This window comes from Bacillus sp. FSL W8-1141 (assembly GCF_038593205.1).
In the GTDB taxonomy this organism is placed as follows: Bacteria; Bacillota; Bacilli; order Bacillales; family Bacillaceae; genus Bacillus; species Bacillus altitudinis.
This window is the reverse complement of the sequence record NZ_CP151973.1, coordinates 1,919,947-1,935,706: the sequence shown is the minus strand read 5'-3', so window position 1 is coordinate 1,935,706 and position 15,760 is coordinate 1,919,947. Positions and strand designations below refer to the sequence as shown.

Sequence of the window (15,760 nt, the reverse complement as noted above, 5' to 3'; positions counted from 1 at the left end):
AAATCAAAACCTATATTTATGAAAAAGAGGAAAAGTCATGAAAATTGATCGCATTTTGTCCATTGTGATGATACTGATTAGCAAACGGCAAGTACAGGCGAAAGACCTAGCTGAACTACATGAAGTGAGCGTGAGAACCATATACCGTGACATTGATACGATCAATCAAGCGGGGATTCCAGTTGTCACAAAACAAGGTGCAGGGGGTGGAATTTCACTCGTTGACGACTATCGTCTAGAGAAAAAATTATTCACTGATGATGATATTGAACTGATTTTAACAGCTCTTGAAAGCATTACGAGTGCATACACCTTTAAAGAAAGTGAACATGTACTAAAGAAAATGAAATCCCTGATCCCGCCTCAAAATGAAAAACAGCAACATGTATTTATTGATTTAAGCTCTTGGGGGAAAGACAGCTATTTAGAAAAGAAGCTCCAGCTCATTCATACCGCTGCCACAGCGCATCAATATATCCAGTTCACCTATCGCAATGCAAAAGGCGAAACACTTCCTAGAAAAGTAGAGCCTTATACACTTGTCTTAAAAGGAAGACACTGGTATTTGTATGCGTATTGCTGCGTGAAAAAAGCGTTTCGCCTGTTTAAACTCAAAAGAATGTCAGACCTTATCACGCATTCAGTATCCTTTCTTTCTAAACGAATAAAAAATGAAGAAAAGCCTTGGAATGATTCTTGGCACGAAGAACCTTCCGTCAGTACACTAACGCTCAGGTTGACTGAAGATTCTGTTGGTAAAGTGAAGGAATGGATAGATGAAAATGAATTCACCGTATGTGCAGATGGTACGTATCTTGCCACAATCACGTTGCCTCAGGATGATTGGTTATATAGCTTTCTTTTTTATTTAGGGCCAGATATCGAGATTGTCTCTCCGCCATCCGTTCGGGAAGCGTTTGATCTCAAGTTGAAACAATTTCAAAAACCAAAAGGAACTTGACACAATGTTGTCAGGTTTCTTTTTATATGATGGAAAAAAGGAGATGAGAATGTATGTACGATATCGTGATTTTACAGAAACAATGGATCAAGGGATTATCTGTTCGAACAACAAACGAAATGGAGCAAACAAACGAGCGGAAGATTGCACCGCTTTGGCAGCAATTTTTCACGCAGCAGCTTCGCGGAGGACATGCGCCAGTCATAGGGCTGTATTCAGATTATGAAAAGGATGAAAATGGTGCTTATTTGTTCACAGCGGGGCAATTGGTTGACCAGCAGCTAGCACAAGATGCAAAAGAGATTCCAGGCTCCACCTACGCAAGATTTCAAACGAGAAAGGGCCCGATTGAAGAGGTTGTGTTTGAAACATGGCAGCAGATTTGGAGTTGGGATCAGCGTTATTTGCGAACATATACTGGCGATTTTGAATGGTACGACGAACGATCGATTGATCCAAAAGAAGCGCAAATTGATATTTATATTGCTGTCGATGAAAAAATAGTTGCTAAAACTAATGATATTAGTTAATATAAAACTAACGACATTAGTTTTAGGGGGAAAACAAGATGAGATTGACAACATTTGACCGTTTGCACCAGCTTACATTAATGCCGCGTATTTTTCCGGTAAATTGTTATGTATTTGAGGAAGAGAATGAACTCATCTTAATTGATGCAGCTTTGAAAATGGCAGCAAGCTCGATAATTGAATTTGCACATCAATTAAACAAACCCATTAAAAAAATTATTCTGACTCATAGTCATATGGATCATATTGGCGCACTAGATGAAGTGAAAAAGGCTTTTCCAGAGGCAGTTGTTTATTTATCGAAACGAGATGCTCGCCTGTTTGCTGGCGATTTCTCTTTACTTCCTGGTGAGCCAGAGAAAAAAGTCAAAGGCAGTTTTTCAAAAGACATTCACACAAAACCAGACGTGCTTGTTGAAGAAGGGGACGAGATTGGGTCCCTGAAAGTCATTGCCACACCAGGACATACACCAGGAAGCATCTCTTTATACGATGAAAAGTCAGGGGTTGTCATTGCGGGTGATGCAGTTGTGACAAAAGGCGGTTTATTTGTAACGGGTGAGTTTCGCTTCACCTTCCCATTCCCGGCTTTTGCCACTTGGGATGCAGAAACAGCACTAAAAAGCGCTGAAAAATTACTGGCACTTCCCTTGTCTTGTCTCGCAGCAGGGCATGGTGATCTCATCATAGAGCCTGAGGCAAAGCTCAGAGCCGCTATCGAAAAAAGGAAGCAGCAGCTACAAAAGGGGGGACAGTAAGCCATGTCTCCAAGAATGGGTATCACACAAGAAAAAATTGTTGAATCTGCCATCGAATTTGTCGATGAAGAGGGCTTTTCCGCTTTGACTATTGCTACATTGTCCAAACGGCTTAACATCAGACCACCATCTCTTTACAACCATATATCTGGTCTTCATGAAATACAGGCAGCTCTTGCTGTCAAGGGGCTGACAATGCTTTGTGAGGCCGGCAAACAAGTAACAGCGGGGCTGGAAAAAGAAGACGCTGTTTTAGCATTTGCAAGACAATATGTTCAATTTGTTCGTCAGCATCCCGGTCTTTATGAGGCTGCTTTTTCACATATGAATGAAAAAGAAGTCAGTGTGGCTGCAGAGAATCTTGCTGATTTTGTCCAATCCATCATGTCTCGTTTTGGTGTAAAAGAAGAGGACATGACGCATGTCGTGAGAGGGCTCAGAAGCTTACTGCACGGTTTTGGAGATATTTCAAACAAAAAAGGATTTCAACGGAAAGAACAGCTTGAAGATAGTGTGAGCTATGCGGTCCGTCTTTATATTGCAGGCATCAAAGAGCAAGAAGATCTGTCTCATTGACAGGTCTTTTTTATGTATCGAACCGATATGATGAAGGAGATGTAAACAAATCAAAACATTTTTTGGGCAAAAAACCAATAAAGATTTGACAGTTTTGTGAAACATGGTATGCTTATTATGTGAAATAATTCACATAGAGGAGTAGAGGCAGATGAAAAGAAAGCCTGTTTATGTGGAAACAACCATTCAAGCACCTATTGAAAAAGTATGGGAGTATACGCAAAATCCAAAGCTTCATGAACAATGGGATTTGCGATTTTCGACCATTTCATTAAATGGACCTAGTGATGAACAGCCCCAATCCTTTTTGTATGAGAAACACCTTGGATTCGGCATTAGTGTAACTGGGACAGGAGCGTATCGAACGAGCGTGAAGGATGAGCGTCATGAAAGAGCATCCTCACTTCAATTTAAATCATCACACCCTTTGTCTTTCATCAAAGAAGGCGGAGGGTATTGGAAATACATGAAAACGAATGATCACATTGTGTTTCAAACGCAATTTGATTATGAAACAAAGGAAGGAAAAGGGTGGAAATGGGCAGACCGTTTGTTTTTTCGACCAATGATGGGGTTTATGACTGCCTTTAGCTTTGGCGCATTAAAGACGTGGCTTGAAAAGGGCACGCATCCCCGGTTGCTGCTAGAGAGAACACTTGCCCATTATGGCATTTGTTTGTTGTTTGCTATCGTCTGGTTATGTCAAGCGATCATTCCTTTTTCACCTTCTGCTTTTGAACATAGCACCGGATTTCGATTGTTTTATGCGCTATTAGGTGTATCATGGCTCATGCCTAAACTGCCAAAGAAATATATATTCATCCTTCAAAGCATCTTTCTGTTGCTGATGCTTGGTATAGGGATTTTATCGCCAGAAACGACTCTGCACGAGCCGCTGGTGCTGAGTGCATTTTTGATTTTATCTGTTGCAGGAATGATCAACTTAAAAGATTGTGTAGATGTGTTTTCGATCAAACGAAAAAGGGGGGGTAGACATGGTCGTTCATCATCATCAAGTAAAGGACTACGATAAGCTGCATCCAACATTAAAAGAACGTTATAACCGCGCGTTTACGGCCGAAGGCATCATGGAGGAAATAGGAGGCGGGACAAAGCTCATCCGATTGTTATTCAAAATCGGCCCATTGTTTCGCTGTTTTTTTCCTGAAAGAGGGCGAAATATTCCCTTCCAAATTGTGAACAAGCCTTTTACGACAAGTAAGGGAGAAGAAGGGATGCACTGGTTTCGAACGTTCTATTTTCCTGACAAGGAAAGACATTTTGATGCAGATATGATCATTGATCAGAAGAGCCATCAAGTACTGGACTACTTTGGAAAACCTAGGCTTCTTGTGTCAGAGCTTCATTTTACAGTCACGGAAAAAGGGTTCTTGCACATTCAATCAGGTAAGCAAAAGTTTTTGCTGTTTGGGCGGGAGTGGCCGCTCCCTTCTTGGCTTTATGGTGAATCTGATGTAACAGAAGGGTACGATGAGCGTGCAGGTGAGTATACGATTGATGTTCAAGTGAAAAATCGCCTTTTTGGCACTCTTTTTACTTATAAGGGCCGGTTTACGGAAAGGGTGTCACCTTATGAATAAATGGCATTTGATGTGTAGCATCGTGTTGATGTCCTGCTTTCTCTTTACACGTTTGACGACAGCTCCCATACCAGAATTTTTTGTTTTGATTGCGATTTTATTTTTTCTTCCCGCTTTCTTACACTTTTTTTATCAGGAAGAGAAGAAACGGCAGCAGAAGGGGCTGATCGGTTTCATAATGAAAGCCTTTCCAGTAGCAGCTCTATGTGCAACAGGCGCATTCATCTATCATTCTCTTTGGCTTGCATTGGGATGGCTTTTCTTTACAATGATTCTGGCTTTATTTGGTTTCACCCGTTTGCTGAAAAGAGGGGCTCATCCGCTTCATGAGCTGATGATCGATGGCGCATGTATGTATATCGCTCTAGGTGGGCTTTGGTTCTGGCTGTACATAGCAGATATACAAGTGATGACATTTTCACCGATGATTGTTCTTTTGACAGCTATTCATTTTCATTATTCGGCTTTTTTTATCCCAATCTTTTATGGCTTATTAGGAAGGCAGCGGAAAAAAGAGACGACGCTATACAAAGTGGGTGGCTGGGTTATTTTACTGTCGCCAGTGATGATAGCTGTTGGAATCAGCTATTCTCGCCTGTTTGATACGTTCAGCGTCATTTTGTATGTGATCGCACTTTATTTGTATGGAATTTTGTGTATGAAAACTTCTTTTCGTTCAACTGTCGCAAAAGGGTTTGTTGTGTTTTCTAGCATCATGTTAATGGGAACGATCGTCCTATCATTCCTTTATTCTGCCGGAATGCTTTTACATGTTACCTACATCAGCATGGATCAAATGATTTGGTTTCATGGCAGTATCAATGCAAGTTTGGTTATTTTACCAGGCCTCATTGGATGGTTGATTGAAAGACCAGCTGATCGATTGAAACAGAAGGATTTTCCGGTATCGAGAGTTCACGGTCGTTTTCAGATCATGTCTTTTCAACATGACGACATGCAGCATGATGAGAAGATTGGTTTAGTCGATTCTCTTGACCAATTAAATGGAAAGGCATTTTCAGCAGAGAGTGTGTCACCGGTTATTCGCAGATTTTATGAGGACCCGATGTCCTTTACGTTAAAAGCAGCCGTCTGTTTTCATTGGTGGGTAAGGCCGTTTGTCTTTTTGCTTCAACCTGTTTTTAGACAAATAGGACAGCTCTATTTAGGGTCATCACGAATGCCATATGAAATGCCGGGGAGTCTTTCAAGATTTCAACATCCTCTTGAAGAAAGGAAGAATGTACGTGTGTGGATCAGGCGCAATGAGAAAGGCGAGCAAGTCTTTTATGCGCTCTATGCTCAGCACCATGATGAAGAGACAGTCTATATGAATATTGCTTTGCCGCTTCCTTTTTCACAGCTTACGGCTATTTTAAAACCTTTGAATGAAAAGGAAGATTTTCTATTAAAAAGTAAAAGTCCAAAAGGCAGTACGGGTGATGAAGGATTGTATTTGCATACGTCTTTCATCACCATGAAACTGCCAATGGAAGAAAGCTTTCATATGAAACCGGAGACGGAAAAAAGTCTCACAGCAATTCATCAAATGAAGCTATTCGGTATTCCTTTTTTAACGATTCAGTATCAAATCGACAGTGAAAGCCACTCATCTTAATCAATGATGTCACATGGTTCACCGTGCCGAATGATGTTCACAATCGCTTGCCCATCACTCGGATGATGATCTGCATACTGTACTGGCAGTAAAGCAAAAAATACATAGTAGACTGAGAAGTAAGCAAATTGATAGAAAAATTGATGTTCTGGCAGGAAATCGTTGGCGATCATTGTGTTCAATATGAGAACACTGAGCAGGTTGCATAATGATCCGCCTAAGTAGACAAGAATGTGTGAGAAACGGTTATTTCTCCTCATTTCTTCATAGTGGCAAAATGCATCTAGAAAATAGATTCTTCTAATTTCAACGACGCCTATTTTCAATACTTTTTTGCCTCTGCCAAGCGCAAACGAAACCTTTGCTCCAAACAGCCAGGCGACTACAATGTGACCCAGCTGATGCAAGATGGCAACGATAGGAAGAATGACGAAAAACGACCAGCAAAACGTCCACATATCTGATAATGTAAACAAGTGTTAACCCTCCCTGAAATATTCGAGAGGAAGCAGTAGGATTATTTGCCATTTTACCGAATTCATTTTCATGATGCAAATATTTAATAGACTACTATAAAATCATTATGTAAACTAAAAAGGATTTTCAATGAATAGGCTTTTTAACCCTTTCTTTTAGAAGAGTAGGGTGTGCTACAATAAAGAAATTAGTGGAAGACAAGTGGTCATCCAGCAGAAGAAAAATGTGACCTTTTTTATGAAAGATTGAAAGGGAGAGAGATTCTAATGGCAGATATTGAACAGTTTTTAGCGTTAGACATTCGCGTTGGGACGATAGTAGAAGCAGAATTTTTTGCAGAAGCAAGAGTGCCTGCTTTCAAGCTGAAGATTGACTTTGGGGATGAGATTGGCATAAAACAATCTAGTGCACAGCTGACAAAACGTTATCAGGCTGAGAATCTCACTGGGAAACAAATTATTGCAGTGGTCAATTTCCCGCCAAGAAGAATTGCCGGGTTTAAATCAGAGGTGCTTGTCTTAGGAGGCATGCCGTCAAAAGAAGACGTTGTCCTGCTTGCCACCGATGAGCCGGTTGAAAATGGCACCAAAATAGGGTAAGAAAAAAGACATCTTCATCAGAAGATGTCTTTTGCGTATTGAGGCGGAATAACCACACGCCACATTCGTGTGTGTCTCAAAGAGACGTGTTACCCGACTTACACAATTCAGCTCATCGCTTGATTAATATAGCATGGGATTGGTATGAATGCAACCATTATTTGAGTTCTCTTTGTTTTTGGAAGAAAAAAAGAAGGTTCATATCCTCATATCATAGAAAAAATGACAAGAAATCAATTATTTGGATTATTTTTTCAAAAAATATTGAAAAGTCAGATCATATTTTATAAAATGAATTCATCTTAGTTTGTTTAATCGATAAACTAAGATGTCGATCATCTATTGATCTATTGTGTAAAGCGAATGATTTGCTGCTATGTGGGCTAAGCTGAAAGAAAGAGATGTTCAGCTTCATTTTTACAACGAATTGAAAGCGCTTTATTTTCGACCTATTGATTGCTGCTGCCCTGCACCATCTGTCCGTTAGAAGAGGCTAAGTGAAGAAGGGAGAAAACTCATGGTGAGTGAGAATTTAAAGAAGATTCGTATGTCTGAAAAAGTGGGGTATGCTTCAGGAGATTTCGCATGTAATTTAATTTATGCAACTGTCTCTACGTATCTATTATTTTTTTATACGGATGTCTATGGATTATCAGCAGCAGCAGCAGGGACAATGTTTTTGGTGGTTCGGGCCATCGATGCGCTTGCAGATCCGTTTATTGGGGCGATGGTTGACCGAACGAACAGCCGTTTTGGCCGGTTTAGACCTTATTTGTTATTTGGTGCGTTACCTTTTGCCGTTCTTGCCATTCTTTGTTTTACGACACCGGATTTTTCCGAAATGGGAAAACTCATTTATGCGTACATCACGTATGTTGGTTTATCGCTTACATACACGTTCATCAATGTTCCTTATGGTGCTTTAACTTCCGCAATGACAAGAAATAACCAAGAGGTCGTCAGTATTACGTCTGTTCGTATGCTTTTTGCAAATCTCGGTGGTTTAGTTGTTGCTTTTTTTGTTCCGTTTCTTGCGACGTTTTTGAGTGATACAACAGGAAATACAGCACTTGGCTGGCAGATCACGATGGCATTTCTCGGTGTACTTGGGGGCGGATTATTGATTTTCTGTTTTAAAAGTACGAATGAGCGCGTCACGCTTCAAAAGCCAGAGGAAAAGATCAAGTTCAGTGATCTCTTTGTCCAGTTACGAGTGAATCGTCCGCTTGTTGTGCTAAGCATTTTCTTTATCATTATCTTTGGTGTGAACTCGATCAGCAACTCAGTCGGTATCTATTATGTGACGTATAACCTCGGCAGAGAAGATTTAGTGAAGTGGTACGGCCTGATTGGCAGTCTGCCAGCTTTAATGGTGTTGCCGTTTATTCCTAAGCTGCACAAGTTGTTAGGAAAGAAAAAGCTGCTGAATTATTCATTATTGCTGAATATTGTTGGCCTTCTTGCATTACTTGTGATCCCGCCGAGTCAAATCACTTTAATACTTGTTTTCAGGCTCGTTGCGGCTGCAGGGAGTATTACAGCAGGTGCTTACATGTGGGCACTCATTCCTGAAACCGTTGAATATGGTGAATATAAAACAGGGAAAAGAATGGGTGGACTGATCTACGCAGTGATTGGCTTCTTCTTTAAATTTGGGATGGCCTTAGGCGGCATCGTTCCAGGGCTTGTCCTTGACCGATTTGGTTATATTGCAAATCAAGTGCAAACACCAGAAGCTTTACTGGGCATTTTAATCACGACAACGGTGATTCCTGTATGCTTACTAATTTTAGCGATGGTTGATATTAATTTTTATAACCTAGATGAAGAAAAACATAAAAAAGTCGTACGAGAGCTTGAGAATAGAGACAAGGTGTATATCGATCATATGGACGACTTTAAAATGTAGTTCTCTGAAAGAGGAGGAAGTTCAATTGAAGATTACTAATCCAGTGCTCAAAGGGTTTAACCCTGACCCAAGTATTTGCCGTGCGGGAGAGGACTATTACATGGCGGTTTCTACATTTGAATGGTTCCCGGGGGTGCAAATTTATCACTCGAAGGATCTCGTCCACTGGCGGCTCGCCGCGCGTCCCTTGCAAAAAACTTCTCAACTCGATATGAAAGGAAATCCTGATTCCGGCGGGGTTTGGGCGCCGTGTTTAAGTTATGCGGATGGTCAGTTTTGGCTCATTTATTCAGATATTAAAGTAGTAGATGGTCCGTTTAAGGATGGTCATAATTATTTGGTCACAGCTGACGAAGTAGATGGCGAGTGGAGCGATCCGGTTCGGCTCAATAGTTCTGGGTTTGATCCTTCCTTGTTCCATGATCCAAGCGGAAAGAAATACGTGTTGAATATGCTGTGGGACCATCGAGAAAAACATCACTCCTTTGCAGGTATAGCCTTGCAGGAATATAGTGTATCTGAAAAAAAACTGGTCGGTGAGCGGAAGGTCATTTTTAAAGGCACGCCAATCAAACTGACAGAAGCCCCGCATCTTTATTACATCAATGATGTCTATTATTTATTAACAGCTGAAGGGGGAACACGTTACGAACATGCAGCCACAATCGCCCGTTCCTCGCGTATTGATGGGCCGTACGAGGTTCATCCTGACAACCCAATTTTAACGGCTTTTCACGCGCCTAGCCATCCACTACAAAAATGCGGGCATGCTTCCATTGTACAAACGCATACAAATGAATGGTATATGGCTCATCTGACTGGCCGCCCAATTCATTCAAGGAAGGAATCCATTTTTCAGCAAAGAGGCTGGTGCCCTTTAGGAAGAGAGACAGCCATACAAAAGCTTGAATGGAAAGATGGCTGGCCGTATGTGGTAGGCGGAAAAGAGGGGCTCCTAGAGGTTGAAGCGCCTGCGATGAGCGTAAAAGAGTTCTCTCCAACCTATCACATAGTCGATGAATTTAAAGATTCATCGTTAAATAGACATTTTCAAACATTAAGAATCCCATTTACGGATCAGATTGGTTCAGTGACGGAAAATCCTCATCATTTAAGGCTGTATGGGCAGGAATCTTTAACGTCTAAATTTACCCAAGCGTTTGTTGCGAGGCGCTGGCAAAGCTTTTATTTTGAAGCAGAGACAGCGGTTTCCTTCTTTCCGAAAAACTTTCAGCAAGCGGCAGGTCTTGTGAATTATTATAATACGGAAAATTGGACTGCACTTCAGGTGACTTATGACGAGGCGCTTGGCCGTATCCTTGAGTTATCTGTGTGTGAAAATCTGGCCTTTTCTCAGCCGCTAATTAAAAAAATCATCATCCCAGACGAGATTCCGTATGTGTATTTAAAAGTGACCGTTCAGAGAGAGACGTACACGTATTCTTATTCTTTTGATCAACAAGAGTGGAAAAAAATAGATATACCGCTTGAATCGACTCATTTATCAGATGATTTTATTCGAGGAGGGGGGTTCTTTACAGGGGCTTTTGTCGGAATGCAGTGCCAAGACACAAGCGGCGAACGTCTGCCTGCCGATTTTAAGTATTTTCGATACGAAGAAACAACTGAATAAAAAAAGACAACACTCTAAAGGCTGTCTCTCTTTAACATGTATTCCATTATGGTGAAGGCGTGACATCACGCAAAAAAGCTTCAGTGACAAGAGATGTCATCCCTAAGGCTGGTGCGTTTTGTCCTAATGACGAAGGAAGCAGCTCCACCCGTGAGCTGAATTGTGCATCCATTCTAGAGGATACTTCATCTTGAATGACACTCAGAACGGCCTGCTCAGATTCAATGACCTTGTTTCGTAAAATAACGGCTTGTGGGTTGAAGGTATGCAGAACGTTTGTGAGACCTACCCCAATGTAAAAGCCAAAGTTACGCAAGGCATTGAGTGTCTTCATATCATTTAACTTCGCCAGCCGCTCAATATCTTGATAGGTGAATGGCTGACCATCTGTTTGGAGCGATTGGAACAGTGCCTTCTCAGATGCATACAGTTCCCAGCAACCACGATTTCCGCAGCTACATGTCGGTCCATTAAAGTCGATCGTCATATGTCCCATTTCACCAGAAAAACCGTTTGTGCCTCTATATAAATGATGATTGATAATGATGCCTATTCCAATACCAGTGCCGATACTTGCATAGATCAGATGGTCATAATGTTTAGCAGCACCGAAGATTTTTTCACCGTACGCACCGGCATTTGCTTCATTCTCGATAAAAACCGGTACTTGGAATGTGTCTTGGAGACTTGTTTTCAGATCGACATTTTTCCATTTTGAATGAGGCGTAAACACAATTTGTTCATCTGCATCGACCAGACCTGGTATACAAATCCCTATACCAATCAGCCCGTATGGAGAAGAAGGAATGTGTGAACGTAACTGCTGAATCAATTCAATTAATATTCGGACGGTCACATCAGGTGTGCTGGATGGGAGCTTAAGCTGCTCATCATGAATAATCGACCCTTCAAGGTCTGTTAAAATGCCGTTGACATAATCAACACCGACATCAATGCCGATAGAGTAACCTGCACGTTTATTAAACATGAGGAGCACGGGTCTTCTTCCGCCGCTAGATTCGCCTTGACCGATTTCATAAACAAGATGTTCTTTCATTAATGTACTCACTTGAGAAGAAACGGTCGATTTATTTAACCCAGTGCGTTCAGATAATTTTGCTCTGGAAATTGGTGCATGGTGCAGAATTTCGTTTAGCAATAGCTTTTGATTTATTTTTTTCACAAAGTTCTGATCCGCAATATCCATTGTATCCACTCCATTTGTTTCGTCTTTAGATTAAGTGAAGAAAAGCCACTTTTTATCGTGTTCATTCTCTATAAAACATGCTTTTCATTTTATTATAACGAAAATATTTCTAAAAAACTAAAAAATATGGAAAATTCAAAGAGATTAGTTGGTAAACTCGTTCGTTCGTTTGTTGAATCAACTTACTAAGTGAATATATAGGGGGAATCACTTATGGTCAAATCAAATATGACTTCGTTAAGTAGTTTACAGGGGATTGGCAACATTCAATATGAAGGAAAACATTCAAAGAACCCATTCGCATTTAAATATTATAATCCGAGCGAAATGATTGGCGGAAAGACAATGAAAGAACACCTGCGATTTTCCGTCGCTTATTGGCATACACTGACTGCTGATGGAACAGACATGTTTGGAACTGGCACGATGAAAAGAGCTTGGGATTCTTATAGTGGAATGGATTTGGCGAAAGCTAGATTGGAAGTGGCTTTTCAGCTCTTTGATCTATTGGATGTTCCGTATTTTTCATTCCATGACCGTGATATTGCACCAGAGGGCGACACGCTCCAAGAGACCAATCAGCAGTTAGACATCATCATAGAAAGAATGAAAGATTACATGCAGCAAAGCGGGGTTCGGCTTCTATGGAACACGGCTAATATGTTTAAGCATCCAAGATTTGTTCACGGTGCAGCGACATCCTGTCATGCAGATGTATTTGCCTATGCAGCCGCACAAGTGAAAAAGGGCATCGAAACAGCAAAGGAACTCGGCGCAGAAAATTATGTTTTCTGGGGAGGACGAGAAGGTTACGACACACTACTGAATACAGATATGAAAAGAGAGCTTGACCATTTGGCGACCTTTTTGCATATGGCGGTGGATTATGCAAAAGAAATTGGATTTACAGGTCAATTTTTAATTGAACCAAAGCCGAAGGAACCGACAACTCATCAATATGATACGGATGCAGCGACATCAATCGCCTTTTTAAAACAATATGGATTGGATACACACTTTAAATTAAATATCGAGGCCAATCATGCGACATTAGCGGGTCATACGTTTGAGCATGAGCTGCGTGTAGCAAGAATTCATGGACTGCTCGGTTCCGTTGATGCCAACCAAGGAAACTCCCTTCTAGGCTGGGACACAGATGAATTCCCAACGGATTTATATGCCACAACACTCGCCATGTATGAAATTTTGCAAAATGGCGGACTTGGAACAGGCGGTCTCAATTTTGATGCAAAAGTCAGAAGAGCCTCCTTTGAACTGGAAGATCTTCTGTATGCCCATATTGCGGGGATGGATGCATTCGCAAAAGGGCTGCGGGTGGCTCATAGACTCATAGAAGACCGTGTGTTTGAAGATGTGATCAAGCACCGGTACCGTAGTTTTTCTGAAGGAATTGGGCGGGAGATTTCAGAAGGAACGGCAAACTTTCATACATTAGAAGAATATGCACTGAAACATCCGCTCATCAGAAACGAATCTGGCAGAGAGGAACAGCTGAAAGCCAGATTGAATCAATATTTGTTAGAAGATTAATGGAGCGGGCTGCTGTTTTGAAGGAGTGAACACATGAAGTATGTGATGGGAATTGATCTTGGAACGAGCGGAGTCAAAGCGATATTAGTAGATGAGAGCGGGAAGGTATGCTGCGAGACGACTAAATCTTACCGCCTCATTCAAAGCAAACCAGGTTATTGTGAGCAAAATCCTGAAGACTGGGTAGAGCAGACGATGGCCGCGATGACAGAACTTATGGAGAGAAGGCCTGTTCAGTCAATGCAGGTAGAAGGCATCAGTTTTTCTGGACAAATGCACGGACTTGTTTTATTGGATGAATCCCTTCAGGTGCTCAGGCCTGCCATCTTGTGGAATGACACAAGAACAACACCGCAATGCGTGCGCATGACAGAAAAGCTAGGAGGCAGGCTGCAAGAGATCACAAAAAATCAGGCGTTAGAAGGATTTACACTGCCAAAGTTGTTATGGGTAAAGGAACATGAACCAGAAATTGATCAGCGAATCCATTTGTTTTTACTTCCAAAAGATTATGTCAGATATCGATTAACCGGCTCTATTCATATGGACTATTCTGATGCGGCTGGTACGTTACTGTTGGATATTGGAGAACAAACATGGAGTGAGGAGATTTGTCAAACCTTTGATATTCCGATTCGTATTTGCCCGCCGCTCGTTTCATCGGAGGCGGAGGTTGGAACACTTTTGCCGCAGATCGCAAAGGAAAACGGGATGACAGAAGATGCGAAGGTTTTTGCGGGTGGAGCGGATAATGCTTGCGGTGCCATTGGTGCCGGCATTTTATCATCAGGTCACACACTATGCAGCATTGGCACATCAGGTGTCATTCTTTCCTATGAAGAAAATCATAACAGAGAGCTGAATGGAAACTTGCATTTATTCCATCATGCAAAAAAAGACGCTTTTTATACAATGGGAGTCACTTTATCAGCAGGTTATAGCCTCGATTGGATTAAATCTTTACTTGCTCCAAATGATTCGTTTAAAGCCCTTTTAGCCGGAGCAAAGGATATAGCGCCTGGCGCAAATGGATTGCTGTTTACGCCATATTTAGTTGGGGAAAGAACGCCTCATGCAGATTCACTCATTCGTGGAAGCTTCATTGGATTAGACAGCCGGCATGAAAAAGCGCATATGGTTAGAGCTGTGCTCGAAGGAATCACTTTTTCATTAAATGAATCGATCGCTTTATTCAGGCAGGCCGGAAAAAGAATAGATGCTATTGTGTCCATAGGTGGAGGTGCGAGAAGTCATACATGGCTTCAAATGCAGGCAGACATTTTTCAAACTAAGGTGATTCAGCTTGAAAATGAGCAAGGGCCTGCGTTAGGTGCAGCGATGCTTGCAGCAGTTGGATGCGGCTGGTACGAGTCACTTGAGGCGTGCGCGGATCAGTTTATCCATCAAGCAGCCGTATTTACACCAAATCAACAGCATGTCGATGTATATGATCATCTCTTTCGTTTGTATCAAAGCATTTATACAAACACAAGAGACATTCATGCGGGTCTAGCACAGTATCGATAATCTAGTAGTGAGTAGGGGCATGAAAGGAGGTGATGAATTCGTTTCATCTTAGAGATGACAGAATCAAAAGGATGAAAAAGGAGAGGAATGGAAGATGAATTTGAGAAAATTAAGACTGTTGTTTGTGATGTGTATTGGACTGACGCTTATACTGACGGCTGTACCAGCCCATGCGAGAACCATTACGAATAATGAAATGGGTAACCATAGCGGGTACGATTATGAATTATGGAAGGATTATGGAAACACCTCGATGACACTCAATAACGGCGGGGCATTTAGTGCAGGCTGGAACAATATCGGAAATGCTTTATTTCGAAAAGGAAAAAAGTTTGATTCCACTAGAACTCACCATCAACTTGGCAACATCTCCATCAATTACAACGCAAGCTTTAACCCAGTCGGGAATTCCTATTTATGTGTCTATGGCTGGACACAATCTCCATTAGCAGAATACTACATTGTTGATTCATGGGGCACATATCGTCCAACAGGCACACATAAAGGAACATTTTATGCAGACGGGGGCACATATGACATTTATGAAACAACCCGTGTCAATCAGCCTTCCATTATCGGGATCGCAACCTTCAAGCAATATTGGAGTGTACGTCAAACGAAACGTACAAGCGGAACGGTCTCCGTCAGTGCGCATTTTAAAAAATGGGAAAGCTTAGGGATGCCAATGGGGAAAATGTATGAAACGGCATTTACTGTAGAAGGCTACCAAAGCAGCGGAAGTGCAAATGTGATGACCAATCAGCTGTTTATTGGCAACTAAAAAAGTCAAAGAAAAGAGCCGGGAGCAAAACG

The 15,760-nt window shown here is 41.5% G+C and carries 15 protein-coding genes; 13 read left to right on the top strand and 2 right to left on the bottom strand.

Translation table 11 applies throughout. From position 1 onward, the window contains the following. Positions 1 to 37 precede the first annotated feature (37 nt). From NSQ52_RS09680 to NSQ52_RS09650, 7 genes are all read left to right on the top strand, one after another. Positions 38 to 961 (top strand): YafY family protein, encoded by a 924-nt coding sequence (locus tag NSQ52_RS09680; RefSeq protein ID WP_342473276.1) that lies wholly within the window; start codon positions 38 to 40, stop codon positions 959 to 961. 53 nt (positions 962 to 1,014) lie between these two features. After that, positions 1,015 to 1,491 (top strand): GyrI-like domain-containing protein, encoded by a 477-nt coding sequence (locus tag NSQ52_RS09675; RefSeq protein ID WP_046526860.1) that lies wholly within the window; start codon positions 1,015 to 1,017, stop codon positions 1,489 to 1,491. Between the two features lie 38 nt (positions 1,492 to 1,529). Then, positions 1,530 to 2,249 carry an MBL fold metallo-hydrolase gene (locus NSQ52_RS09670; protein ID WP_160757594.1) on the top strand — a complete coding sequence of 240 codons (720 nt, stop codon included), beginning with the start codon at positions 1,530 to 1,532 and terminating at the stop codon, positions 2,247 to 2,249. Positions 2,250 to 2,252: 3 nt separating this feature from the next. Continuing rightward, on the top strand, positions 2,253 to 2,825 hold the full coding sequence (locus tag NSQ52_RS09665; RefSeq protein WP_008346533.1) for a TetR/AcrR family transcriptional regulator: 573 nt from the start codon (positions 2,253 to 2,255) through the stop codon (positions 2,823 to 2,825). A 151-nt stretch (positions 2,826 to 2,976) separates the two neighbouring features. Then, complete coding sequence (locus tag NSQ52_RS09660; protein ID WP_058336751.1) at positions 2,977 to 3,858, top strand: hypothetical protein; 882 nt, start codon at positions 2,977 to 2,979, stop codon at positions 3,856 to 3,858. Beyond that, a complete protein-coding gene (locus tag NSQ52_RS09655; RefSeq protein WP_135009153.1) occupies positions 3,821 to 4,426 on the top strand; it encodes a DUF4166 domain-containing protein in 606 nt (201 codons plus the stop codon). Before NSQ52_RS09660 ends, NSQ52_RS09655 begins: the two co-directional genes overlap by 38 nt. After that, entirely contained in the window at positions 4,419 to 6,044 is a 1,626-nt protein-coding gene (locus tag NSQ52_RS09650) for a YndJ family protein (protein WP_268440219.1), read from the top strand. Before NSQ52_RS09655 ends, NSQ52_RS09650 begins: the two co-directional genes overlap by 8 nt. Here the strand turns inward: NSQ52_RS09650 and NSQ52_RS09645 are convergent. Further along, positions 6,041 to 6,520, bottom strand: coding sequence for a hypothetical protein (locus NSQ52_RS09645; protein ID WP_007500681.1), 480 nt, complete (start codon positions 6,518 to 6,520; stop codon positions 6,041 to 6,043). The two genes, NSQ52_RS09650 and NSQ52_RS09645, sit on opposite strands and share 4 nt — an antisense overlap. Before the next feature lie 267 nt (positions 6,521 to 6,787). Here NSQ52_RS09645 and csaA point away from each other — a divergent pair, with 267 nt between their 5' ends. The 3 genes from csaA to NSQ52_RS09630 all read left to right on the top strand — a co-directional run bounded on the left by csaA (position 6,788) and on the right by NSQ52_RS09630 (position 10,662). Continuing rightward, complete coding sequence (gene csaA / locus NSQ52_RS09640) at positions 6,788 to 7,120, top strand: chaperone CsaA (protein ID WP_017367427.1); 333 nt, start codon at positions 6,788 to 6,790, stop codon at positions 7,118 to 7,120. 517 nt (positions 7,121 to 7,637) lie between these two features. After that, complete coding sequence (locus tag NSQ52_RS09635) at positions 7,638 to 9,029, top strand: MFS transporter (protein ID WP_024718316.1); 1,392 nt, start codon at positions 7,638 to 7,640, stop codon at positions 9,027 to 9,029. 25 nt (positions 9,030 to 9,054) lie between these two features. Next, positions 9,055 to 10,662 carry a glycoside hydrolase family 43 protein gene (locus NSQ52_RS09630; protein WP_159145746.1) on the top strand — a complete coding sequence of 536 codons (1,608 nt, stop codon included), beginning with the start codon at positions 9,055 to 9,057 and terminating at the stop codon, positions 10,660 to 10,662. Between the two features lie 46 nt (positions 10,663 to 10,708). Here the strand turns inward: NSQ52_RS09630 and NSQ52_RS09625 are convergent, their stop codons facing one another. After that, positions 10,709 to 11,869: an ROK family transcriptional regulator gene (locus tag NSQ52_RS09625; RefSeq protein ID WP_035703222.1), complete on the bottom strand. Its 1,161-nt coding sequence runs from the start codon at positions 11,867 to 11,869 to the stop codon at positions 10,709 to 10,711. 213 nt (positions 11,870 to 12,082) lie between these two features. On the opposite strand from NSQ52_RS09625, the gene xylA reads away from it, so the two are divergent. The 3 genes from xylA (at position 12,083) to NSQ52_RS09610 (ending at position 15,728) form a co-directional block, all read left to right on the top strand. After that, positions 12,083 to 13,420 carry a xylose isomerase gene (gene xylA, locus NSQ52_RS09620; protein ID WP_268360963.1) on the top strand — a complete coding sequence of 446 codons (1,338 nt, stop codon included), beginning with the start codon at positions 12,083 to 12,085 and terminating at the stop codon, positions 13,418 to 13,420. 33 nt (positions 13,421 to 13,453) lie between these two features. After that, positions 13,454 to 14,947: a xylulokinase gene (gene xylB, locus NSQ52_RS09615; protein ID WP_342473275.1), complete on the top strand. Its 1,494-nt coding sequence runs from the start codon at positions 13,454 to 13,456 to the stop codon at positions 14,945 to 14,947. Positions 14,948 to 15,041: 94 nt separating this feature from the next. Next, on the top strand, positions 15,042 to 15,728 hold the full coding sequence (locus NSQ52_RS09610; protein WP_008346560.1) for a glycoside hydrolase family 11 protein: 687 nt from the start codon (positions 15,042 to 15,044) through the stop codon (positions 15,726 to 15,728). Positions 15,729 to 15,760: the final 32 nt, after the last annotated feature.